This window comes from Pseudomonas sp. GW456-12-10-14-LB2 (assembly GCF_002884345.1).
GTDB lineage: Bacteria > Pseudomonadota > Gammaproteobacteria > Pseudomonadales > Pseudomonadaceae > Aquipseudomonas > Aquipseudomonas paraglycinae.
In genome coordinates this window covers 17,702-39,825 of sequence record NZ_POHV01000035.1, presented here as the reverse complement: position 1 = coordinate 39,825, position 22,124 = coordinate 17,702, and the positions used below count along the sequence as shown (strand labels likewise).

The 22,124-nt window shown below is 61.8% G+C and carries 22 protein-coding genes; 11 read left to right on the top strand and 11 right to left on the bottom strand.

Annotated elements, in window-relative coordinates:
• Positions 1-13: 13 nt before the first annotated feature.
• Positions 14-1,822, top strand: coding sequence for a sodium:proton antiporter (locus C1X29_RS22085; protein ID WP_102718369.1), 1,809 nt, complete (start codon positions 14-16; stop codon positions 1,820-1,822).
• A 117-nt stretch (positions 1,823-1,939) separates the two neighbouring features.
• Here C1X29_RS22085 and C1X29_RS22080 read toward each other — a convergent pair whose 3' ends face one another.
• The 6 genes from C1X29_RS22080 to ffh all read right to left on the bottom strand — a co-directional run bounded on the left by C1X29_RS22080 (position 1,940) and on the right by ffh (position 6,015).
• On the bottom strand, positions 1,940-2,353 hold the full coding sequence (locus tag C1X29_RS22080) for an acyl-CoA thioesterase (RefSeq protein WP_011332614.1): 414 nt from the start codon (positions 2,351-2,353) through the stop codon (positions 1,940-1,942).
• A gap of 90 nt (positions 2,354-2,443) precedes the next feature.
• A complete protein-coding gene (gene rplS, locus C1X29_RS22075) occupies positions 2,444-2,794 on the bottom strand; it encodes a 50S ribosomal protein L19 (protein WP_003175895.1) in 351 nt (116 codons plus the stop codon).
• A 45-nt stretch (positions 2,795-2,839) separates the two neighbouring features.
• Positions 2,840-3,592, bottom strand: coding sequence for a tRNA (guanosine(37)-N1)-methyltransferase TrmD (gene trmD, locus C1X29_RS22070; RefSeq protein ID WP_007954629.1), 753 nt, complete (start codon positions 3,590-3,592; stop codon positions 2,840-2,842).
• A 3-nt stretch (positions 3,593-3,595) separates the two neighbouring features.
• A complete protein-coding gene (rimM, locus tag C1X29_RS22065) occupies positions 3,596-4,132 on the bottom strand; it encodes a ribosome maturation factor RimM (RefSeq protein ID WP_007954628.1) in 537 nt (178 codons plus the stop codon).
• Between the two features lie 5 nt (positions 4,133-4,137).
• Positions 4,138-4,389, bottom strand: a complete 252-nt coding sequence (gene rpsP, locus C1X29_RS22060; protein WP_003198088.1) for a 30S ribosomal protein S16 — start codon at positions 4,387-4,389, stop codon at positions 4,138-4,140.
• A gap of 249 nt (positions 4,390-4,638) precedes the next feature.
• Positions 4,639-6,015 (bottom strand): signal recognition particle protein, encoded by a 1,377-nt coding sequence (gene ffh / locus C1X29_RS22055; RefSeq protein ID WP_102718368.1) that lies wholly within the window; start codon positions 6,013-6,015, stop codon positions 4,639-4,641.
• A 209-nt stretch (positions 6,016-6,224) separates the two neighbouring features.
• Between ffh and C1X29_RS22050 the strand changes: the two genes are divergently transcribed.
• The 3 genes from C1X29_RS22050 to C1X29_RS22035 all read left to right on the top strand — a co-directional run bounded on the left by C1X29_RS22050 (position 6,225) and on the right by C1X29_RS22035 (position 9,843).
• Positions 6,225-7,037: an inner membrane protein YpjD gene (locus C1X29_RS22050; protein WP_102718367.1), complete on the top strand. Its 813-nt coding sequence runs from the start codon at positions 6,225-6,227 to the stop codon at positions 7,035-7,037.
• 12 nt (positions 7,038-7,049) lie between these two features.
• The gene (locus tag C1X29_RS22045) at positions 7,050-8,291 is read left to right on the top strand and encodes a transporter associated domain-containing protein (protein ID WP_102718366.1); all 1,242 of its coding nucleotides are present in this window, start codon (positions 7,050-7,052) and stop codon (positions 8,289-8,291) included.
• Positions 8,292-8,526: 235 nt separating this feature from the next.
• Entirely contained in the window at positions 8,527-9,843 is a 1,317-nt protein-coding gene (locus tag C1X29_RS22035) for an MFS transporter (RefSeq protein WP_085747019.1), read from the top strand.
• Between the two features lie 47 nt (positions 9,844-9,890).
• Here the strand turns inward: C1X29_RS22035 and purT are convergent, their stop codons facing one another.
• The 5 genes from purT to C1X29_RS22010 form a co-directional block, all read right to left on the bottom strand.
• Complete coding sequence (gene purT, locus C1X29_RS22030) at positions 9,891-11,072, bottom strand: formate-dependent phosphoribosylglycinamide formyltransferase (protein ID WP_039769540.1); 1,182 nt, start codon at positions 11,070-11,072, stop codon at positions 9,891-9,893.
• Between the two features lie 100 nt (positions 11,073-11,172).
• Positions 11,173-11,640 (bottom strand): preQ0 transporter, encoded by a 468-nt coding sequence (locus C1X29_RS22025; RefSeq protein ID WP_007954619.1) that lies wholly within the window; start codon positions 11,638-11,640, stop codon positions 11,173-11,175.
• 64 nt (positions 11,641-11,704) lie between these two features.
• Positions 11,705-11,920 (bottom strand): DUF1289 domain-containing protein, encoded by a 216-nt coding sequence (locus C1X29_RS22020; RefSeq protein WP_102718364.1) that lies wholly within the window; start codon positions 11,918-11,920, stop codon positions 11,705-11,707.
• Positions 11,917-12,441, bottom strand: coding sequence for a gamma carbonic anhydrase family protein (locus C1X29_RS22015; RefSeq protein ID WP_007954617.1), 525 nt, complete (start codon positions 12,439-12,441; stop codon positions 11,917-11,919). The genes C1X29_RS22020 and C1X29_RS22015 overlap by 4 nt, the downstream gene beginning before the upstream one ends.
• A gap of 47 nt (positions 12,442-12,488) precedes the next feature.
• Entirely contained in the window at positions 12,489-13,088 is a 600-nt protein-coding gene (locus tag C1X29_RS22010; RefSeq protein ID WP_085608172.1) for a CoA pyrophosphatase, read from the bottom strand.
• 147 nt (positions 13,089-13,235) lie between these two features.
• Here C1X29_RS22010 and C1X29_RS22005 point away from each other — a divergent pair, with 147 nt between their 5' ends.
• From C1X29_RS22005 to nagE, 7 genes are all read left to right on the top strand, one after another.
• On the top strand, positions 13,236-13,787 hold the full coding sequence (locus C1X29_RS22005) for an NUDIX hydrolase (RefSeq protein ID WP_085747017.1): 552 nt from the start codon (positions 13,236-13,238) through the stop codon (positions 13,785-13,787).
• Positions 13,788-13,889: 102 nt separating this feature from the next.
• On the top strand, positions 13,890-14,405 hold the full coding sequence (locus C1X29_RS22000) for a murein L,D-transpeptidase family protein (RefSeq protein ID WP_007954614.1): 516 nt from the start codon (positions 13,890-13,892) through the stop codon (positions 14,403-14,405).
• Between the two features lie 328 nt (positions 14,406-14,733).
• A complete protein-coding gene (locus tag C1X29_RS21995; RefSeq protein WP_007954613.1) occupies positions 14,734-15,465 on the top strand; it encodes a GntR family transcriptional regulator in 732 nt (243 codons plus the stop codon).
• A gap of 30 nt (positions 15,466-15,495) precedes the next feature.
• A complete protein-coding gene (nagA, locus tag C1X29_RS21990) occupies positions 15,496-16,602 on the top strand; it encodes an N-acetylglucosamine-6-phosphate deacetylase (protein WP_102686927.1) in 1,107 nt (368 codons plus the stop codon).
• Entirely contained in the window at positions 16,583-17,605 is a 1,023-nt protein-coding gene (locus C1X29_RS21985) for an SIS domain-containing protein (RefSeq protein WP_102686926.1), read from the top strand. The genes nagA and C1X29_RS21985 overlap by 20 nt, the downstream gene beginning before the upstream one ends.
• A 35-nt stretch (positions 17,606-17,640) precedes the next feature.
• Complete coding sequence (gene ptsP, locus C1X29_RS21980) at positions 17,641-20,154, top strand: phosphoenolpyruvate--protein phosphotransferase (protein WP_102718363.1); 2,514 nt, start codon at positions 17,641-17,643, stop codon at positions 20,152-20,154.
• Positions 20,155-20,177: 23 nt separating this feature from the next.
• Complete coding sequence (gene nagE / locus C1X29_RS21975; RefSeq protein WP_102718362.1) at positions 20,178-21,893, top strand: N-acetylglucosamine-specific PTS transporter subunit IIBC; 1,716 nt, start codon at positions 20,178-20,180, stop codon at positions 21,891-21,893.
• Positions 21,894-22,124: the final 231 nt, after the last annotated feature.

Genomic DNA, 22,124 nt, shown 5'->3' with positions numbered 1-22,124 from the left:
ACAGGGAGCTTCAATGAACGAGCAGCAAATTCTGTTGGCTTTCGGTGGTATCGGTGCCGCCGCGCTGGGCTGCCAATGGCTTGCCTGGCGCCTGAAACTGCCGGCGATTCTGTTTCTGCTGCTGACCGGCATTCTGGCGGGCCCCGTGCTGGGCTGGCTCGACCCGCAGGAAATGTTCGGCCCGCTGCTGATGCCGCTGGTGTCGCTGGCGGTGGCGCTGATTCTGTTTGAAGGCAGCCTGACCCTGCATTTGTCGGAATGGCGCGAGATCGGCAGCGTCGTGCATCGGCTGGTCACCATCGGAGCGCTCTCGACCTGGGTAGTGATTGCGGTCGCGACCCACTGGCTGCTGGGCTTCGACTGGTTGCTTGCCATCCTGTTCGGCAGCCTGACCCTGGTTACTGGCCCGACCGTGATCGTACCGATGCTGCGGGTGGTGCGGCCTAAAGCCTCGATCGCGAATATCCTGCGCTGGGAAGGGATTGTGATCGACCCGATCGGCGCGCTGCTTGCGGTAGTGGTCTACAGCTTCATCATCGCTCGGGCCGAAGGCCATGGGCTGGAACAGAGCCTGCTGACGTTTGGCGGGGTGATTGTCTGCGGCAGCGCGTTCGGCGTCGCCGGTGGCTGGCTGCTCGGTACGATCATCCGGCGCCAATGGCTGCCGGAGTATTTGCACAATCTGGCATCGCTCGCCGCGGTGCTGGGGATATTCATCGCCGCCAACCAGGCCATGCACGAATCCGGGCTGCTGGCGGTGACGCTGATGGGCATGTGGCTGGCGAACATGAAGGGCGTGGATGTGCGGCATATCCTGCACTTCAAGGAAAACCTCAGCGTGCTGCTGATTTCCGGGCTGTTCATTCTGCTGGCGGCGCGACTGGATCTGAACGCGTTGATCGGTCTCGGGCCGCTGGTGCTGATTCTGTTGCTGGTGATCCAGTTGATCGCCCGACCGCTGAACGTGGTGCTAAGTACCGCCGGTTCGAGTCTGAGCTGGCGTGAGCGTGCATTGTTGTGCTGGATTGCCCCGCGCGGGATCGTCGCGGCGGCAGTCTCGGCGATCTTTGCGATTCGCCTGGATGAAGCGGGCCATGAAGGTGCGTTGTTGCTGGTGCCGCTGACCTTCGCGGTGATCATCGGCACCGTCGTACTGCAAAGCGCGACTGCCCGGCCACTGGCCCGACTGTTGAAAGTTGCGGAACCAGCGCCCAGCGGCTTCCTGATCGTCGGGGCGAACGGGCCTGCGCGCCTGCTCGGCAAGTCGCTGCAACAGCTGGGCAGCCGGGTGCTGCTGACGGATTCAAGCTGGGAAAACATCCGCGCGGCGCGCATGGATGGCTTGCCGACCTACTTTGGCAATCCGGCCTCGCAGCACGCCGATGCGCATCTGGACCTGGTCGGACTGGGGCATCTGCTGGCGCTGTCACCGTCGGGCGAACTCAATACGCTGGCGGCCATGCGCTTTCGCCATGACTTTGGTCATCAACGATTGTTCGGACTGGCCAGTGGTCAGGAGAGCCGACGCAGCGACAAGCACCGCGCCAGCCTCGAACATCGTGGCAATCAACTGGGGAGCGAGGCGCTGACTTACGCCAGACTCGCCAGCCAATTGGGCCAGGGCGCCGACCTGTACAGCACGACATTGACGGACGGGTTTGGCTGGGACGATTACCGGGCGCTGCATGGCAATCGCGCGACGCTGTTGTTCATGCGCGATGACAGCGGCTGGGTGCACGTCGTGACACCGGAAACCGTGTTGAAGCCGGGACCGGGGTGGACGTTGCTGGCGCTGATTCAGCCGGAGAGTAGCAGCGCCTGATAGAACAAATCGCGGGCAAGCCCGCTCCCACAGTGTCCGTGTCGAACACAACATCAGCGGACAACACAAAATCTGTGGGAGCGGGCTTCCCCGCGAATGCCGCGGCTCGGTGCTGGATCAGGCCGCGAAACCCGGCAGCACCGGCACCGGACGCTTGTCATCATCGATGGCAACAAAGCTGAACTGCCCGTGAATGGCCTTCTCACGCCCGTCACAGCTCATGCTTTCGACGAACACTTCCACCTCGACCTTGAGACTGGTGTTGCCAACCTTGATCACTCGCCCGACCAGTTCGACGATAGAGCCCGCCGGTATCGCGTGATTGAAGTCGATACGATCGGTGGACACGGTCACCAGCGGCAAACGGCAAAACCGCGTGGCGGTGATGAACGACACTTCGTCCATCCAGGCCAGTGCGGTGCCGCCGAACAGGGTGTTGTGGTGATTGGTGGTCGGCGGGAAAACCGCCTTGGTCACGCGGGTCACCGAGAGTTCGGTGCGGCGTTCGATTTCTTGCTCGCGAGGGGTCATGGGTCAGGCCTGGAACGGAATGCTGTGGATAAATTGCGGGCAACAAAAAAGCAGCCCGTAGGCTGCTTTTTTCTGCATCGGAAGCTGGACTTAAGCCAGTTTTTCCTTGATGCGAGCTGCTTTACCCGACAGGTCGCGCAGGTAGTACAGCTTGGCTTTACGTACGTCACCGCGACGTTTAACAGCCATGCTGTCGATCTGCGGGGAGTAGGTCTGGAAAGTACGTTCTACGCCAACACCGTTGGAGATTTTACGAACGGTGAACGCACTGTTCACGCCGCGGTTACGCTTGGCGATTACAACGCCTTCGAACGCTTGCAGACGGGAACGATCGCCTTCCTTCACTTTCACCTGAACGACGATGGTGTCGCCCGGGGCAAAGGTAGGGATTTCTTTGGTCATCTGCTCTGCTTCGAGTGCAAGGATGATTTTGTTGGTCATGCTGTGCTCCTAAGGTAAATCGTCTGATCTACCATCGATACGTTGTTAACTATCGTCCCGCTCGCGGATGTATTCCTCGAGCAGCTTCTTCTCTTCTCCAGAAAGCGAGCGGCTTTCCAGAAGATCGGCGCGTCGTTCATAGGTCCTACCAAGGGACTGCTGTAAACGCCAACGCCGGATATGCGCGTGATTGCCACTCAGCAACACGTCGGGAACACGCTGATCCGCATACACCTCAGGTCGGGTGTAGTGCGGGCAATCCAGCAGACCATCCGTAAAGGAATCTTCCTCAGCGGAATCCGCATGCCCTAAAGCTCCGGGCAGCAGTCGTGTAACCGCATCGATCATGACCATGGCCGGCAGCTCGCCGCCAGACAACACATAGTCACCAATCGACCACTCTTCATCGACATGAGCATCAATAAAACGCTCGTCAATGCCTTCATAGCGACCGGCAATCAGGATCAACGCATCCGATTTAGCCAGTTCGCGTACCGCCGACTGAGTCAGTTGACGGCCTTGGGGGGACAGGTAAATCACCTTCGCCGCCTCCCCGGCTGCTGCCTTGGCCTGAACCAGAGCATCTTCCAGGGGCTTGATCTTCATCACCATGCCCGGACCACCGCCAAACGGGCGATCGTCCACAGTGTGATGCCGATCCGTCGTGTAATCCCGCGGATTCCAACAGGTCAGCTGCAAGAGCCCCTGTTTGACCGCACGACTGGTAATGCCGTACTCACTGATGGCCGAGAACATCTCGGGGAACAACGTAATGACGTCTACGCGCAGGCTGGCCATTGCTTAGAAGTCCGCGTCCCATTCCACCCTCATCACGCCTGCCTCCAGGTCGATTGCCAGCACGCATTGCTCCGTATAGGGCAACAACCGCTCGCGATCATCCAGGCTGCCGACGCAGGGCTTGACCACCAATACATCGTTCGCGCCGGTCTCCAACAGGTGATCAACCTTGCCGAAGAATTCTTCGTTCTGGTTGATGACACTCAGACCCTGCAACTGGTACCAGTAGTACTCGTCGCCAGTCAGGTTGGGCAAAAGGCTTCGCGAGATGCAAATCTCGTAACCGCTCAGAAGACGGGCTTCATCGCGATCGTCGAGGCCTTTGAGCTTGGCAACCAGATCCTTTTGAGTGGATCGGCCGCTGACCAGCTCGACCTGCTTTACCACGCCTTCGCGCCGAAGCGTCCAGTTGCGGTAGTTCAACAGGTTTTCAATCGGATCGGTAAAGGAAAAGACCTTCACCTCGCCGCGAACGCCGTGAACCGAAAAAATCTTGCCGACAACGATCAGGTCATCAGCTTTTTCTGGCGTCGCGCTCATACTGCTCAGGCTGCAGCCTTGGCAGATTCCTTCAGCAACTGAGCAACACGCTCAGAAGGCTGTGCACCAACGCTCAGCCAGTAGGCAACGCGCTCTTGGTTCACGGACAGACGAACTTCCTGACCACGGGCAACAGGGTTGAAGAAACCAACCTGTTCTTTGTGGGAACCGTCACGCGGGTTGCGGGAGTCGGTTACGGTCAGGTGGTAAAACGGGCGCTTTTTGGAGCCGCCAAGGGCAAGACGGATTGTTAGCATGTGAACATCGTTCCTGTAGTCGGTGCTGCAAATCTAAATGCACAGCGGGCATGGGTGCCCGAAAGGCCGCATATTCTAAGGAATATCCGGACTTTTGCAAATGACTTTTTCCGGCGCCTGTGGCATGCCGTGCAGATTTGCATATGGGGCCGTCGTTCAAAACGGCCGGTCAGCTCCCGCCGAGTGCGGGTTTGCTGTTGATCCTGCGTCCTTGCAGGGTCTGCGCCGGTGCGACGACCGGCGAAGTCTTTACATCTTTGGCATGCCGCCGCCGGGCAACATACCGCCCATGCCGCGCATCATTTTCGCCATTCCGCCCTTGGCGGAGAATTTCTTCATCATCTTCTGCATCTGCTTGTGCTGCTTGATCAAGCGACCGATGTCCTGCACCTGGGTGCCGGAACCCATGGCGATCCGGCGCTTGCGCGAACCGCTGATCAGCTCAGGGTCGCGGCGCTCGGCCGGGGTCATGGAGTTGATGATGGCTTCCATCTGCTTGAACTGCTTCTCTGCAGCGTTCTGGGCATTGCCCATTTGCGAGAGATTGACGCCGCCGATGTTCGGCAGTTTGTCCATGAGCCCACCTAGGCCGCCCATGTTCTTCATCTGTTGCAGCTGATCGCGGAAGTCTTCGAGGTCGAAGCCCTTACCCTTCTTCAGCTTCTTGGCCAGTTTGTCGGCCTTGTCCTTGTCGAGCGTCGCTTCAGCCTGCTCGATCAGGCTGAGCACGTCGCCCATGCCGAGGATCCGCGAAGCGATACGCTCAGGGTGGAACGGATCGAGCGCTTCGCTCTTCTCGCCCATACCGATGAACTTGATCGGCTTGCCGGTGATTGCGCGAACGGACAGCGCGGCACCGCCACGGGCATCACCGTCGACCTTGGTCAGGATCACACCGGTCAGCGGCAGTGCATCACCGAAGGCCTTGGCCGTGTTGGCCGCGTCCTGACCGGTCATGGCGTCGACCACGAACAGGGTTTCAACCGGATTGATCGCGGCGTGCAGCGCCTTGATCTCGCCCATCATCTCTTCGTCGATGTGCAGACGACCGGCGGTGTCGACGATGACCACGTCGATGAATTTCAGTTTTGCTTCTTTAATAGCCGCGTTGGCGATATCGACCGGCTTCTGGCTCATGTCGGACGGGAAGAACGTCACGCCGATGTCGTTGGCCAGGGTTTCCAGCTGTTTAATAGCAGCAGGACGGTAGATGTCCGCCGACACGACCATGACCGACTTCTTCTTGCGCTCTTTAAGGAAGCGCGCCAGCTTGCCGGCGGTGGTGGTTTTACCCGCACCCTGCAGACCGGCCATCAGAATGACGGCAGGCGGCACGGCGCTCAGGTTCAAGTCTTCGTTGGCCGCGCCCATCAGGCTTTCGAGTTCGGCCTGGACGATCTTCACGAACGCCTGGCCCGGCGTCAGGCTGCGCGACACCTCGGTGCCGACAGCGCGTTCCTTGACCGAATTGACGAAGTCCTTGACCACCGGCAGGGCGACGTCGGCTTCGAGCAACGCCATGCGCACTTCGCGCAGGGTGTCTTTGATGTTGTCCTCGGTCAGTTTCGCCTTGCCGGTGACATGGCGCAGCGTCTGCGAGAGACGGTCGGTTAAGTTTTCAAACATTGCGCGATCCTTTCAGGCCCTGTGTAGACCGGGATAATGGCGGCCCAGACCGGAATCAACATGTGCTCGGCGAGCCTGCGGCGTGGGCAGGTCGCGGATTATAGCGAAGACTGCGTCTGGCGGACACCTCGCTGTCAGCTTGCCGGTCTTTCGTGCAATGGCGGTTCTATGCCAAACTCAGCCCCTTTCGGGCTTGCCTAACAGGATTTATGCTCCCCTTGTCACCGAGTTTGCTGACCACCCTCGCCGCCGCCCTTCTCTACGCCGCTGCGACTCTCTATCAGGGCACCCGCCTGGCCACTGGCGCCAAGGCCAACAAGCGCCTGCTGGTCTCGGTCGGCGTCCTCGCCGTGCTGGCCCACAGCGCCAGCCTGCTCACCCATTTATTGACGCCGATCGGTCTGGGCCTGGATTTCTTCAGCGCTTCCAGCCTGATTGCGGCGGCCGTCATTGCCCTGACCCTGCTGGCCTGCTCGCGGATCCCGGTGGAAAACCTGTTGGTGCTGCTGTTCCCGCTGGGTGCAATCACGGTGCTGCTGGCGCAATTCGCGCCGACCGGCACGGTGCAGGTCATCGATGAAGAACCGGGCATTCTCGCGCACATTCTGCTGTCGATCCTCGCCTATGGCATGTTCACCATTGCGGTGTTTCAGGCCTTGTTGCTGCTGGTGCAGGATCACCAGCTCAAGCACAAGCACCCGTCCGGGCTGATCAAGAATTTCCCGCCGCTGCAGACCATGGAAAGCCTGTTGTTCGGCTTCCTCTGGGCCGGCTGGACGCTGCTGTCGCTGTCGCTGATTTCCGGCTGGCTGTTCGTCGAGAACCTGTTTGCCCAGCACCTGGTGCATAAAACCCTGCTGGCCTGCCTGGCCTGGATCGTGTTCAGCGTCCTGCTGTGGGGCCGTAACCGGCTCGGCTGGCGCGGCCACAAGGCAATCCGCTGGACCCTCGCCGGTTTCTGCCTGCTGATGCTCGCGTATTTCGGCAGCAAACTGGTTCGTGAATACATCCTGCACATCTGACGGGCGGCATAAATGGACGGTTTGCCCATAGGGCCGATGCTCGCGGTATTTGTTCTGCTGATTCTCTGGTCGGGGCTGTTTACCGCCGTCGAAGCGGCGCAACAGCACCTGCTCGCGCAACGCACCGCCTCCCGCGCCAGCGACAAGCCGCTGGCGAAGCTCAGCTTCCCGCTCGACAGTCTGATCCTCTGCAATACCCTGTGCCGCGCCCTCGCCGTCATTCTGGCCACCCTGCTGGCAATCTTTCTCTGTGAAGAAAACGGCCCCTGGGCGGCTTGCCTCGGCGCCGGCGCCCTGCTGCTGGTTTTTGCCGACTATTTCCCTCGCGCCCTCGCCCAGCGTTATCCGGATGCGGTGTTGTCGTTCGGCAATACGCTGCTGGCGGTCCCGCTGAAGGTCGTTTTCCCGCCTGCCTGGCTGCTCAGCCGCATCAGTGGTTTGCTGATGCGCCCGTTCATCCGCAAGGCCCAGGTGGTGCAACAGAGCGAAGATGATGTGCCGGCGGAGCGTCATGACGATCCGGATCACCCGGTGCGGCCACACCCGGTTTCAGGCATCCATGCGCTGGACAACATCACGGTCAACGACATTCTGGTGCCGCGCAGCGATGTCGACGGCATCAACCTCGACGACCCGATCGAAGAGATCATCGAGCAATTGCGCAAGAACCGGCGTACTCGCCTGCCGGTCTTCCACAGCGATATCAATCAGGTCGAAGCGGTGCTCAACACCCGGCAGATCCGCCACTTGCTGGACAATGGCAGCCTGACCCGCGAAGCGTTGCTAGCGGCCAGTTACGAGCCGTATTTCGTCCCTGAAAGCACCCCGCTGCAACTGCAACTGCTGAACTTCCACAAGCAGCAGCGGCGTCTGGGCATGGTGGTGGACGAGTACGGCGAAGTGCTCGGTATTGTCACGCTGGAAGACATTCTCGAAGAGATCGTCGGCGAATTCGAAAGCGAGCACAGCCTCGACAACCCGCACATCCACCCGCAGGCCGATGGTCGCATGGTGATCGATGGCGCGGCGTCGATTCGCGAACTGAACAAATGCCTGGGCTGGCACCTGCCCAGCGACGGCCCCCGGACGCTCAATGGCCTGGTGACCGAAGCGCTGGAAACCATCCCGGAAAGCGCGGTCTGCCTGAAGATCGGCCGCTACCGGCTGGAGATTCTCGAAACCGAGGAGAACCGGGTGAGCAAAGTCCTGATCTGGCACACCACTTCGGCCCCGGCGCTGGCCACGGCGCGCTAGACAGCCCCTTGTTCAATCGTTAGCCACCTTCCTATAATCGCGGGGCTTACCCAAGCCCCGCCGAACCGCGTGCTTACCCCGCACCCGACAAATTCCGGCCGGTTCATCGGCAATATCCGCATCACACCGACGACTGTTCCTACCTGAAGCAGCGATCGCGCCTCATCCCACATCCCTGGGTGTTCGACCATAATAATTCGCTCCAACGGAGCTCATGACTGTCAGGGATCACCGCATGACGACCAGTACCGCTTACAGCGACACCACGCCTGCCCAACCGACCAACTCCGCCACCCGCGTGGCCACGGCGAGCTTCATCGGCACGGCCATCGAGTTCTACGATTTCTACGTCTACGCCACCGCCGCTGCGCTGGTGATCGGGCCGGTGTTTTTCCCGCAGACTTCCGGCACGGCGCAGATGCTCTCGGCATTCCTGACCTTCGGCATCGCCTTCCTCGCCCGACCTTTGGGTTCGGCGCTGTTCGGCCACTTCGGTGACCGGATCGGGCGCAAATCGACCTTGGTGGCTTCGCTGCTGCTGATGGGTGTCTGCACCACGCTGATCGGCGTGCTGCCGGGTTACGACAGCATCGGGGCCTGGGCGCCGATCCTGCTTTGCGTGCTGCGCTTCGGCCAGGGCCTGGGATTGGGTGGCGAATGGGGCGGCGCGGCGCTGCTGGCCACCGAAAACGCCCCGAAAGGTAAACGGGCGTGGTTCGGCATGTTCCCGCAGCTCGGCCCTTCGATTGGCTTTCTGGCCGCCAATGGTCTGTTCCTGTCCTTGGCCATGACGCTCAATGACGAACAGTTCCGCAGCTGGGGCTGGCGGATTCCGTTCCTGCTCAGCGCCGTGCTGGTGATGGTCGGGCTGTACGTGCGCCTCAAACTCCACGAAACCCCGGTGTTCGCCAATGCCATCGCCCGTCAGGAGCGAGTGAAAGTTCCGCTGGTCGAGCTGTTCAGCCAATACTGGGCACCGACGCTGCTGGGCGCCGCCGCCATGGTGGTCTGCTACGCACTGTTCTACATCTCGACGGTGTTTTCCCTGAGCTACGGCGTATCCACATTGGGTTACAGCCGCGAGACATTCCTCGGGCTGCTGTGCTTTGCGGTGCTGTTCATGGCGGCTGCCACGCCTTTGTCGGCGTGGGCAAGTGACCGTTACGGGCGCAAGCCGGTGCTGATCGTCGGCGGTGTGTTGGCAATTCTCTCCGGGTTTCTGATGGAGCCGCTGCTGACTCAGGGATCGACCTGGGGCGTGGCGCTGTTCCTGTGCATCGAGCTGTTTCTGATGGGGGTGACATTCGCCCCGATGGGTGCGCTGCTGCCGGAACTGTTTCCGACGCATGTCCGGTATACCGGTGCATCGGCAGCCTACAACCTCGGCGGCATTGTCGGAGCCTCAGCGGCGCCGTTCTTCGCGCAGAAACTGGTGGCGATGGGTGGTTTGAGTTACGTCGGCGGGTATGTGTCGGCGGCCGCGGTGCTCAGCTTGATCGCTGTGCTGTGCCTGAAGGAAACGCGTAATAACGATTTGAATCAGGTGTCGTAAATGCCCTGATCGCTCCCGCCCGATGCGGGAGCGATCAGGTTGCGAGATTACAGCTCTACAACGACCGCCTGGGAAGCACGGGTCGCCTTGGCGCGAGCGGCTTCAATCGACTCGTCACGGGCCAGTGCAACACCCATGCGGCGCTGACCGTTGACTTCAGGCTTGCCGAACAGACGCAGCGCGGTATCCGGCTCGCTCAGCGCAGCCCCGAGGTTGGCGAATGCGGTCTGGGTCGACTGACCTTCCACCAGGATCACCGCCGAGGCCGATGGGCCGAACTGACGGATCAGTGGCACCGGCAGGCCGAGGATCGCCCGGGCGTGCAGGGCGAACTGCGACAGGTCCTGGGAAATCAGGGTTACCAGACCGGTGTCATGCGGACGCGGCGACACTTCGCTGAACCACACCTGATCGCCTTTGATGAACAGCTCGACGCCGAACAGGCCACGCCCCCCCAACGCTTCGGTCACGGCTTTGGCAACGCGCTCGGATTCAGCCAGCGCCACCGGGCTCATGGCCTGTGGCTGCCAGGATTCCTGATAGTCGCCCTTCTCCTGACGGTGGCCGACCGGCGCACAGAAAGTTGTGCCGCCGACATGACGCACGGTCAGCAGAGTGATTTCGTAGTCGAAATCGATGAAGCCTTCGATGATCACGCGACCTTTGCCGGCGCGACCGCCCTCTTGGGCGTAATCCCAGGCTTTCTGCACGTCATCGGCGCTGCGCAGCAGGCTCTGGCCCTTGCCCGACGAACTCATCACCGGTTTTACGACGCATGGGAAACCCAGGTCCTGAACGGCCTTGCTGTAATCCTCGAAGGTGTCGGCGAAGTGGTACGGCGAAGTCGGCAGGTCCAGCTCTTCGGCGGCCAGGCGACGGATACCTTCGCGGTTCATGGTCAGTTGCGCGGCGCGAGCGGTCGGGATCACGGTGAAGCCTTCGGCTTCCAGTTCGACCAGAGTCGCGGTGGCGATGGCTTCGATTTCCGGCACGATGAAGTGCGGCTTCTCGGCTTCGATCACTGCACGCAGGGCGGCGCCGTCGAGCATGTTGATCACGTGGCTGCGATGGGCAACCTGCATGGCCGGCGCATTGGCGTAACGGTCAACGGCGATCACTTCAACGCCCAGGCGTTGCAGCTCGATCACCACTTCTTTGCCCAACTCACCACAGCCACACAGCAATACGCGGGTCGCGGTCGGCGACAATGGAGTTCCGATACGGGTCATCTCAGGTCCTCAAAGAAGCGGATCATCGAGGAAAGCAACGCCAGACGCGCTTTCCATGGGGAGAAAGCGCGGCATTTTACATGAACCTGAGGGTTTGGCTTCAGCCGGCGACAGCCTGTTTGCGTTCGCGCCAGGCCATGATCAGCCAGACCGCAGTCACACCGGCGAACTTCGAGGCCAGCGCGGTGATGAGCACCGGCGGCGTCAGCAGGTCGATCATGCCGAAGAAGATGAAGGTATCGAGGGGAATGCTCAGCGCCGAGCTGATCCACAAGCGGTCGCGCAACGGGCGCTTGGTGATGGTGAACACCAGCCAGTCGATGCATTCGGAGACCGCGAATGCCGTGGCGCTGGCCAGTGCAATCGACGGATCGGACGTGACATAGGACAGCACCAGCGCCGCCAGCATCGCCACAATCGCGCCGTGGCCGAAGCGGATCTGCACCATGTCGCGCAGCACGAACACCAGCCCACCCCAGGCCGACCAGATGATGTCCAGGTGCGGCGCGGTGGAGAAGGCGAAGTTGATCAGCACGACGCTGCTGATGTAGGCGATGAGGAAAATCATGGGCGTGACCTGTCAATTTGGCGCACAGGTTACTTCAGCCCTTCGATCACGCCAATCAAATCGGTTATTGCCCTGGCGTTTTACCGATCATCCAGACCAGGCCACTGGCCTTCGCCCGCTCATGACAGAGCCCGAGGACAACCCGGCGTTCATCATTCGTCATCCGGCTCCAGCGAGTGATCTCCTCGACCGTACGCTGGCAACCGGTGCAAATGTCGTCTTCGTCCAGCGCGCAAATGCTCACGCACGGCGAGGCGACAGGTTTTTCCGGGGTTGTCATTCTTCCTGCTCGACCAGATCGCGCGCATAGCGCTGGGAGTTATGCACATAGTGCGCGGCACTGGCTTCGAGCATCTTCTTCTGCGGCTCGGTGAGTTCGCGCACGACCTTGCCCGGCGAGCCCATCACCAGCGAACCGTCAGGAATTTCCTTGCCTTCGCCGATCAGCGAATTGGCGCCGATGATGCAGTTCTTGCCGATTTTCGCGCCGTTGAGGATGACGGCGTTGATGCCGATCAGGCTGTAGTCGCCGACCGTGCAGCCGTGGAGCATGGCGTTGTGGCCGATGGTCACGCCGGTGCCGATGGTCAACGGATAGCCCATGTCGGTGTGCATCACCGTGCCGTCCTGCACGTTGCTGTTCTTGCCGATCAGGATCAGTTCGTTGTCGCCGCGCAACACGGCGTTGAACCAGACGTTGGCGCCCTCTTCCAGTTTGACCTTGCCCACCAGCACGGCATTGGGGGCGACCCAGCTCTGCGGATGGGTTTCGACACGGGCGTCGCCCAGGCGGTATTTCATCTTGTTTTCCTCAGGGCTCACGATGGCTGGCCATTCGAGCGATGGCTTCAGGTATTGATGAAGCTTTTAGGCGGCTGATGCAGGCTGATTTTGGCGTCATAGAGCAGGTTGATCAACTCGACGATCATGATCGCCGTCAGCCCCCAGATCTTGTATTCGCCGTAACGGTAGCTCGGCACGTACCAACTGCGACCCTGATAGTCGATGCGGTGGGTGTGTTCGCGCGGATCCTTGCGGAAGAACTCCAGCGGCACGCTGAACACCGCAGCAATCTCGGCATCATTGGCCTGGTATTCGACAAAATCGGGAATCACCCCGACATACGGCGTGACCTTGATGCCATGCAGGGAAATCAGCGGACTGAGCGGACCGATCACTTCGACCAGTCCTGGCGGCAGGCCGATTTCCTCTTCGGCTTCACGCAGGGCGGTGAAGATCAGATCCGGGTCTTCGGGATCGCGTCGTCCACCGGGGAAGGCGACTTCGCCGCCGTGGGTCGAGAGCCCGCTGGCGCGCAGGGTGAGGACAAGTTCGGGTTCGTCACTGCGAGTAATCGGCACCAGGACAGCGGCCTCGGGGAAACGCGTGTCGGTCTCCAGCGTGCGCGGCGTGTGATTGCTTACCCGGTGCAGTAGCTCGTCCAGCATAAGTGTTCTCGATCGGTGCCTTACCCTGCATCATGCACCAATCATTGCGACCGCCCAAGCCCCGAACGGCGGTCATGTCGCGAAACGACAACTTGCCGACTGACACCGCTGCACGCCAAGATAGGCGCAGCATTCAGGAACCCCAGCATGAAATTTTGCAGCCAGTGCGGCAACCCGGTGACCCAGCGCATTCCCGAAGGCGACTCGCGGCTGCGATTCGTCTGCGACAGCTGTCAGACGATTCACTACCAGAACCCCAATATCGTGGCCGGTTGCGTGCCGACCTGGGGCACCAAAGTCCTGCTGTGCCGCCGCGCCATCGAGCCACGCCTCGGTTACTGGACGCTGCCCGCCGGGTTCATGGAGAACGGCGAGACCATCGAACAGGCCGCCATTCGCGAAACCGCCGAGGAAGCCTGCGCCCGGGTGCGCAACCTGAGCATCTACACCCTGATCGACGTGCCACATATCAGTCAGGTGCATGTGTTTTTCCGCGCCGAGCTGGCGGATCTGGACTTCGCCGCCGGCCCCGAAAGCCTGGAAGTGCAACTGTTCGACGAGGAAGACATTCCCTGGGACGAGCTGGCTTTCCGTACGGTGGGCCGTACTTTGGAATGTTTCTTCGCTGACCGGCGCGTCGAGGTCTATCCGGTTCGCTCCGAATCGATCCCGCCGCTCACTCAACCGGCCATTACTTGATTTCGACGGCGGCCGGCCGATAACCGGCTAACGCAGCCCGCGACAGCGCCTGCACACTATCTATAAATAAAGTATCTGCTTCATTTCTGGGGAATCGTTTCAATGCGCTGGTTGCTTGCCCTGTTCTGCCTGTCGTTCGTCACCGTCTCCCAAGCGTCATTCGTGACCACCGTGACGCCTTCGAACACCCCGCTCATCGAAAAAGTACTGGTGCTCAAATCGGCCCATCAGCTGCAGTTGATTGCCGACGGCAAGCCACTCAAGAGCTATCGCATTTCCTTGGGCAAGGGCGCGAAAAAAGGCCCGAAGCTGATTGAGGGCGACAAGCGCACACCGGAAGGTTTCTATTGGATCGACTGGCGCAAGACCAGCGACAAATTCAACCTGTCGATGCACATCTCTTACCCGAACATCAGCGACTCCGCCCGCGCCCGCCGCGAAGGCGTCGAGCCTGGCGGCATGATCATGATCCACGGCACGCCGGACTCCGAAGACAACCCGGAACAACTGTTCCATACCCTGGACTGGACCGATGGCTGCATCGCCATGCGCAACGTCGACATGCGCGAAGTCTGGAACCTGGTGCCGGACGGCACGATGATCGAAATCCGCCCCTGATTCCGTAACCAGGCAGTTGTTGCAATGGGCCGCGAAGCGGCCCTTTCTCCTGACCATTGGTCGCCCGTAAAAAATAAATTCAAAAGATCGCAGCCTGCGGCAACGTCTGAACGGTGATACCACTTTCACCCGCCAGAACTGCCGCAGACGGCGATCTTTTGCTTTCCATAGCCCACCGCTAATACCACTTGAAGCCACCCGCCCTGAAACACCCGATTCCAAAGGACTACAGGCCTTTCCGCTGCGTTGACATGGTATGCAAGTGGTATTAGTTTTCGCCGAAACAGCGAGCGACAACAAACCAATATCAGCTCCGGAAGTGCCTTGCATGAACGACCTCCACGCCCTGCGCCCTGACGACTCCCAGCCGACGCCGCTGTACCTGCAACTGGCGCGCAACCTGGAAGCGGCGATCCATGCCGGCCAGTGGAAAGCCGAACAGGCGATGCCGTCGGAACGCAATCTCAGCGAGATGTTGGGGATTTCCCGGGTCACCGCGCGCAAGGCGCTGGAAGTCCTGCTCGATCAAGGTCTGATCCGCCGCCTGCAAGGTTCCGGCACTTTCATCACCCCGCGCCTTGAACAACCGCTCTCGCGTCTGTCGGGTTTCAGCGAAATGCTGCGCCTCAAGGGCTTCGTGCCCAGCTCGCAATGGCTCGAGCGGGAAATCACCCTGCCGACCCACGAAGAACTGATCCGCCTCGGCCTGTCGCCGAACGACAAGGTCGCGCGCATGAAACGCCTGCGCAAAGCCGACGACACCGTGATGGCCATCGAGATGAGCACCCTGCCCGCCTCGATCATGCCCAAGCCACAGGTGGTGGGCGATTCCCTCTACGAACACCTCGACAGCATCGGCAAACCGATCGTGCGCGCCTTGCAGCACATCCAGGCGATCAACGCCTCGGACGAGTTCGCCGCACTCGTCGGCATCGCCCCCGGCACCGCGATGCTGCTGATGACCCGGGTCGGCTACCTGGAAGACAACACGCCGATCGAAGTCACCGACACCTATTGCCGCAACGACTACTACGACTTTGTTGCAGAGCTTCGCCGCTGATCAGCAGCCAGGCCAAACGAGAGAAGCGAAATGTCTGAAGACAACATCCTCACCGCTGACGGCTGGATTCGCGGCCGGCTGATCCACGAACACGGCAGAGTCGTGTCGATCGAAGGCGTGCCTTGCGATCCGGCGACCAATGACCTGCCTTATCTGCTGCCGGGTTTCATCGACCTGCACGTCCACGGCGGTGGCGGCAAGGACATCATGGAAGGCGCCAGCGCGTTCGAGACCATCACCAAGACCCACGTGCGCTTCGGCACCACCTCGCTGCTGGCCACCACCATGACCGCGCCGAGTGCCGAGATTGCCAGCGTGCTCAAGGAGGTCGGCGAATTCTGCGAACAGCGTCCGAAAGGCGCCGCCCGAGTGCTCGGCGTGCACCTCGAAGGCCCGTACATCAATCCCGGCAAACTCGGCGCCCAGCCGAACTTCGCCCACACCGCGTTGATGGCCGAAGTCGAAGACTATCTGGCACTCGCGCCAATCCGGGTGATCACCATCGCCCCGGAAATCGCCGGCCATGACGGCTTGATTCGTGAACTCAGCAGCCGTGGCATCCGCATGCAGATCGGCCACACCCTCGGCAGTTACGAGGAAGGCGTCGCCGCCCTCGAAGCCGGCGCCACCAGTTTCACCCACTTGTACAACGCCATGAGCCCGCTGCATCACCGCGAGCCTGGCATCGTCGGCGCGGCGCTGGCCCATGCCAAATTCGCCGAGCTGATTCCGGACTTGCTGCACGTACACCCCGGCGCGATCCGCGTCGCCCTGCGCTCGATTCAGTGCCTGTACTGCGTCACCGACTCGACCGCCGCCGCCGGCATGCCCGACGGTGAATACAAGCTCGGCAGCCACACCGTCACCAAATGCCTGGGCGGCGTGCGCCTGCCCGACGGCACCCTGGCCGGCAGCACTCTGACCATGGATCAGGCCCTGCGCAATCTGGTGAAAATCGGTCTGCCGATCGCCGAGGCCTCGCAACGTCTTTCGCAATTCCCCGCCGACTATCTCGGCATCACCGAACGCGGGCGCCTGCAACCCGGCGCCTGGGCCGACTGCGTGCGGCTGGATCGCTCACTCACACTGACCGCCGTCATGGTCGAAGGAGAAGACATTGACTTCAAAAATGCTTGAGGAGGCGCTGTCCTCGTTCGAGGCCGTGCAAGCACAACTGCAACAGCTCGACCCGCCAATGATCGAGATCGCCGGACGCCTGCGCCGTCAGCCGCCGCAAGTGGCGATGACCGTTGCCCGTGGCAGCTCCGACCATGCGGCGAGCTACTTCGCCTACCTGACCATGCAGCAACTCGGCGTACCGGTGGCGTCGCTGCCGATGTCCGTGGTGACCATGCAACAGGCGCCGTTGAAGGTCAGCGGTCAGGTCGCGTTCGCGTTCTCCCAATCGGGCCAGAGCCCGGATCTGGTCAACAGTCTGCGTCTGCTGCGCAAACGCGGCGCCCTCAGCGTGTCGATGGTCAACGCTGCCGATTCGCCGCTGGAAGCTGCTTGTGAATTCAGCCTGCCGTTGCTGGCCGGCACCGAAAGCAGCGTCGCCGCGACCAAGAGTTTCATCGCCACCCTCAGCGCCAGCGCCCGCCTGATTGCCCACTGGAAAGAAGACAGCGAATTGCTGGAGGCGCACAACGCCCTGCCCGAAGGCCTGCGCGAAGCTGCGCAACAGGACTGGAGCCTGGCCATCGACGCCCTGCGTGATTGCGAACGCCTGATGGTGATCGGCCGTGGCGCCGGTTTCGCCATTGCCCAGGAAGCCGCGCTGAAATTCAAGGAAACCTCGGCGATCCAGGCCGAAGCCTTCAGCAGCGCCGAAGTCCGCCACGGCCCGATGGCCCTGATCGACGAACATTACCCGTTGCTGGTGTTCGCCCCGCGCGGTGCCGAACAGGCCGGTCTGCTGAGCCTGGCAGCCGAGATGCGCCAACGCGGCGCCCGCGTGCTACTGGCTGCGCCGGATGACGTGAGCGAGCGCGACCTGACCCTCAGCCGTGCCGAACACCCGGCCCTCGACCCGATCCTGGCGATCCAGAGTTTCTATGTGATGGCGGCCGGCCTGGCCGTGGCCCGTGGCATGGACCCGGATCAGCCGCGACACCTGAGCAAAGTCACCCGTACGCACTGAGTCCAAACCGAACGTTTTCCTGATGAGACCGAGCCATGCACAACAACAATAAAGAGCTGACTTTAAGCGCCCCGCTCAGCGGCCCGGTGCTCACGCTCGCCAAAGTCCCGGACGCGGTGTTCGCCAGCGGCGCAATGGGCGACGGCATTGCCATCGATCCGCTGAACGACACCCTGTATTCGCCCTGCGCCGGCGTGGTGATTCACGTCGCCCGCACCGGCCATGCACTGACCGTGCGCGCCGACAACGGCGCCGAGCTGTTGCTGCACCTTGGTCTGGACACGGTGGAGTTGCAGGGCGAAGGCTTCTCGATGCTGGTCAAGGAAGGCGCGCGGGTCAGCAATGGCCAGCCGCTGCTGCGCTATGACCTGGACAAGGTCGGCCGCCAGTGCAAAAGCCTGGTCAGCCTGCTGATCCTGACCAACAGCCAGGATTTCCAGGCGCGCCCCATCACCCTGAAAACGGTGAAGGTGGGCGAGCCACTGCTGCACATCGTCGCTCGTCACAGCGCAGCGGCGAACACAGAGGAACTCGGCGGCCCGGAAGTTCACGGCCACGTGCAGGTCGCCCATCGCGGCGGTCTGCATGCACGCCCGGCGGCGTTGATCCGCCAGACCGCGCAAGGTTTCAAAAGCCATTCGCAGCTGCATTTCGCCGGCAAGTCGGCGCCGTGCAACAGCCTCATCGGTTTGATGGGCCTGGCGATTGGCGAACAGGACGAAGTGCAGGTCAGTTGCCAGGGCCCGGACGCACAGGCTGCGTTGCAAGCCTTGCTCACCGCACTGGCCACCGCCCTGCCGGAGGATCATCACGCCACCGCACCGGTTGCCGCCACCCCACGTAATCGCCCGGCCGAGGCTGGCGTGTTGCACGGTGTTTGCGCCGCACCGGGACTGGTGGGCGGGCCGCTGTTTCGCTTGAACGCGATCAGCCTGCCAGCCGACAGCGGCAATCATCAGCCCGAGCAACAACTACAGATTCTCGACACCGCGCTGAATCAGGTTCGCAGCGAAATCGACGGCACCCTCGCACAAGCAAAAAAACACCGCAATGCCGACGAAGAAGCGATCTTCGCCGCGCATCTGGCCTTGCTGGAAGACCCGGCCCTGCTCGACGCCGCCCAGCAATCGATCGAAATCGGCACGGCGGCGACTCACGCCTGGAGCCGGTCCATCGACGCGCAATGCGAAGTGCTGCAAAACACTGGCAGCCCGCTGCTGGCCGAACGCGCCAACGATCTGCGCGACCTCAAGCAACGGGTGCTGCGCGCCCTGCTCGGTGAGGCCTGGCATTACGACGTGCCGGCCGGCGCCATCGTCGCCGCTCACGAACTGACGCCGTCGGACCTGCTGCAACTGAGCGCACAAGGTGTCGCCGGTTTGTGCATGGCCGAAGGGGGCGCAACGTCCCACGTGGCGATTCTGGCCCGGGGCAAAGGCCTGCCGTGCATGGTCGCACTGGGCTCGGCGCTGCTCGATCAGACGCAAGGCCAATCGGTGGTTCTCGACGCCGACGGCGGGCGCCTCGAACTGACGCCGAATGCCGAACGTCTGGCCGAAGTCCGCCAGGCGCAAATCGACCGCCAACAACGGCGCGACGCCCAGCAAGCCCAGGCCCATCTGCCGGCGGAAACCCGCAACGGCGTGGCTATCGAAGTGGTCGCCAACGTCGCCTCCAGCCACGAAGCGGCGGATGCGTTTGCCAACGGCGCCGACGGCGTCGGCCTGTTGCGCACCGAGTTCCTGTTCGTCGATCGCCACACCGCGCCGGACGTCGAAGAACAGCGCACCGCCTACCAAGCGGTGATCGATGCCATGGGCGACAAGTCAGTGATCATCCGCACCATCGACGTCGGCGGCGACAAACAACTCGACTACCTGCCGCTGCCCGTGGAAGCCAACCCGGTACTCGGCCTGCGCGGCATTCGCCTGGCCCAGGCCCGCCCGGAAATCCTCGATCAGCAACTGCGCGCACTGCTGCAAGTCAGCCCGTTGCAGCGTTGCCGGATCCTGCTGCCGATGGTCACCGAAGTCGACGAACTGCTGCACATCCGCCAACGGGTCGATGCGCTGTGCCTGGAACTGGGCATCAATCAACGTCCGGAAATCGGCGTGATGATCGAAGTCCCGGCCGCCGCATTGCAGGCCGAGCAACTGGCCGAACACGCCGACTTTCTGTCCATTGGCACCAACGACCTGTCGCAATACACGCTGGCAATGGACCGCGACCACGCCGGCCTCGCCGCACGGGTCGATGCCTTGCACCCGGCGCTGCTGCGCCTGATCGCCATGACCTGCGAAGGCGCGGCGGTGCATAAACGCTGGGTCGGCGTGTGCGGCGCCCTGGCTTCCGATCCGCTGGCGACGCCGGTGTTGATCGGCCTGGGCGTGAGCGAACTGTCGGTGAGCCCGGTACAGATCGGCGAAATCAAGGACCGCGTGCGCCAGCTGCACGAAGCCGAATGCCAACGCCTCGCCCGGGACTTGCTCAAGCTGAGCAGCGCCGCCGCGGTGCGTCATGCCTGTCATCAACATTGGCCTCTGCGCTAACAAAAACAACAAGGACAAACGCCATGTACCAACTCTTCATCGAAGGCCTGCAACGCCTCGGCCGCGCGCTGATGCTGCCGATCGCGATCCTGCCGATCGCCGGCCTGCTGCTGCGCCTGGGCGACACCGACCTGCTGAACATCGCGATCATCCACGACGCCGGCCAGGTGATCTTCGCCAACCTGGCAATGATCTTCGCCATCGGCATCGCGGTCGGCTTCGCCCGGGACAACAACGGCACCGCCGGCCTCGCCGGGGTGATCGGTTACCTGGTGATGATTTCCACCCTCAAGGTGCTCGATGCGAGCATCAACATGGGCATGCTCGCCGGGATCGTCAGCGGCCTGATGGCCGGCGCGCTGTACAACCGCTTCAAGGACATCAAGCTGCCGGAGTACCTGGCATTCTTCGGCGGCCGGCGTTTCGTCCCCATCGTCACCGGCTTCAGCGCGGTCGGCCTGGGCGTGCTGTTCGGCTATATCTGGCCGCCGATCCAGCACGGCATCAACAGCTTCGGCACGTTGCTGATGGAAAGCGGCAGCTTCGGCGCGTTCGTCTTCGGCGTGTTCAACCGCCTGCTGATCGTCACCGGCCTGCACCACATACTCAACAACATGGCGTGGTTCGTGTTCGGCAACTTCACCGACCCAACCACGGGCGCGCTGGTCACCGGTGACCTGTCCCGCTACTTCGCCGGCGACCCGAAAGGCGGCCAGTTCATGACCGGTATGTTCCCGGTCATGATCTTCGGCCTCCCCGCCGCCTGCCTGGCGATGTACCGCAACGCCCTGCCGGAGCGGCGCAAAGTCATGGGCGGGATCTTCCTGTCGATGGCCCTGACCGCCTTCCTCACCGGCGTCACCGAACCGATCGAATTCGCCTTCATGTTCCTCGCACCGCTGCTGTTTCTGCTGCATGCGCTGCTGACCGGGTTGTCGATGGCAATCACCAACGCCTTGAACATCCACCTGGGCTTCACCTTCTCCGGCGGTTTCATCGACATGGTGCTGGGTTGGGGACGCTCGACCAACGGCTGGCTGGTGGTACCGGTAGGACTGGTTTATGCGGTCATCTACTACGCGGTGTTCGATTTCTGCATCCGCCGCTTCAACCTGAAAACCCCGGGACGCGAAGACGTGACCGCTGCCGAGAAATCCGTGCTGACAGAAAACGAGCGCGCCGCTGCGTATATAAAAGCCTTGGGAGGTGCCGAAAATCTAATCACCGTCGGCGCGTGCACCACGCGGCTGCGACTGGAAATGGTCGATCGCAACAAAGCCTCCGATGCCGATTTGAAAGCTCTGGGCGCGATGGCCGTGGTACGTCCGGGCAAGGGCGGCAGTTTGCAGGTTGTTGTGGGGCCGATGGCCGACAGCATTGCCGACGAAATCCGCCTGGCGATGCCCGCATTGGGCCGAGCCGTAGTGGCTGCTCCTGTCGCCGTCGTCGAAACCAGTGAGCCCGTTGCTGTAGCCGCACCGCAGGCCCAGCAATGGCTGAGCGCCCTGGGCGGCAGCGACAACGTGCTGCAACTCGACTGCATCGCCATGAGCCGGATTCGCCTGCAACTGGCCGATGGCAAAGCGCTTTCGGAAAGCCGATTGAAAGAGCTCGGATGTTTGGGTGTGAGCGCGCTGGAAGATGGCGTGTGGCACTTGCTGGTGGGTGAGCGGGCGCAGAGTTTGAGTGTGGCGCTGGAAGGGTTGGTTAATCGGAGTGAGGTGAGTGCCAAGGTTTAGGGCGACCTCTGAATCGATGGGTGGGGGTGATTCGAGGCTTCTTTATAGGACTCCGAATCCAGCCCTCACCCTAGCCCTCTCCCGGAGGGAGAGGGGACTGACCGCGTTGTTTGGGAGAGGTACGCCGACGTGACATACTGAGGTGAACTCGGGTTATAAAATGCATGCAACTCGAATCGTGCTTCCTCTATTTCCTCTATTTCCTCTGCTTCCTCCCCTTCTTCTGCTCCT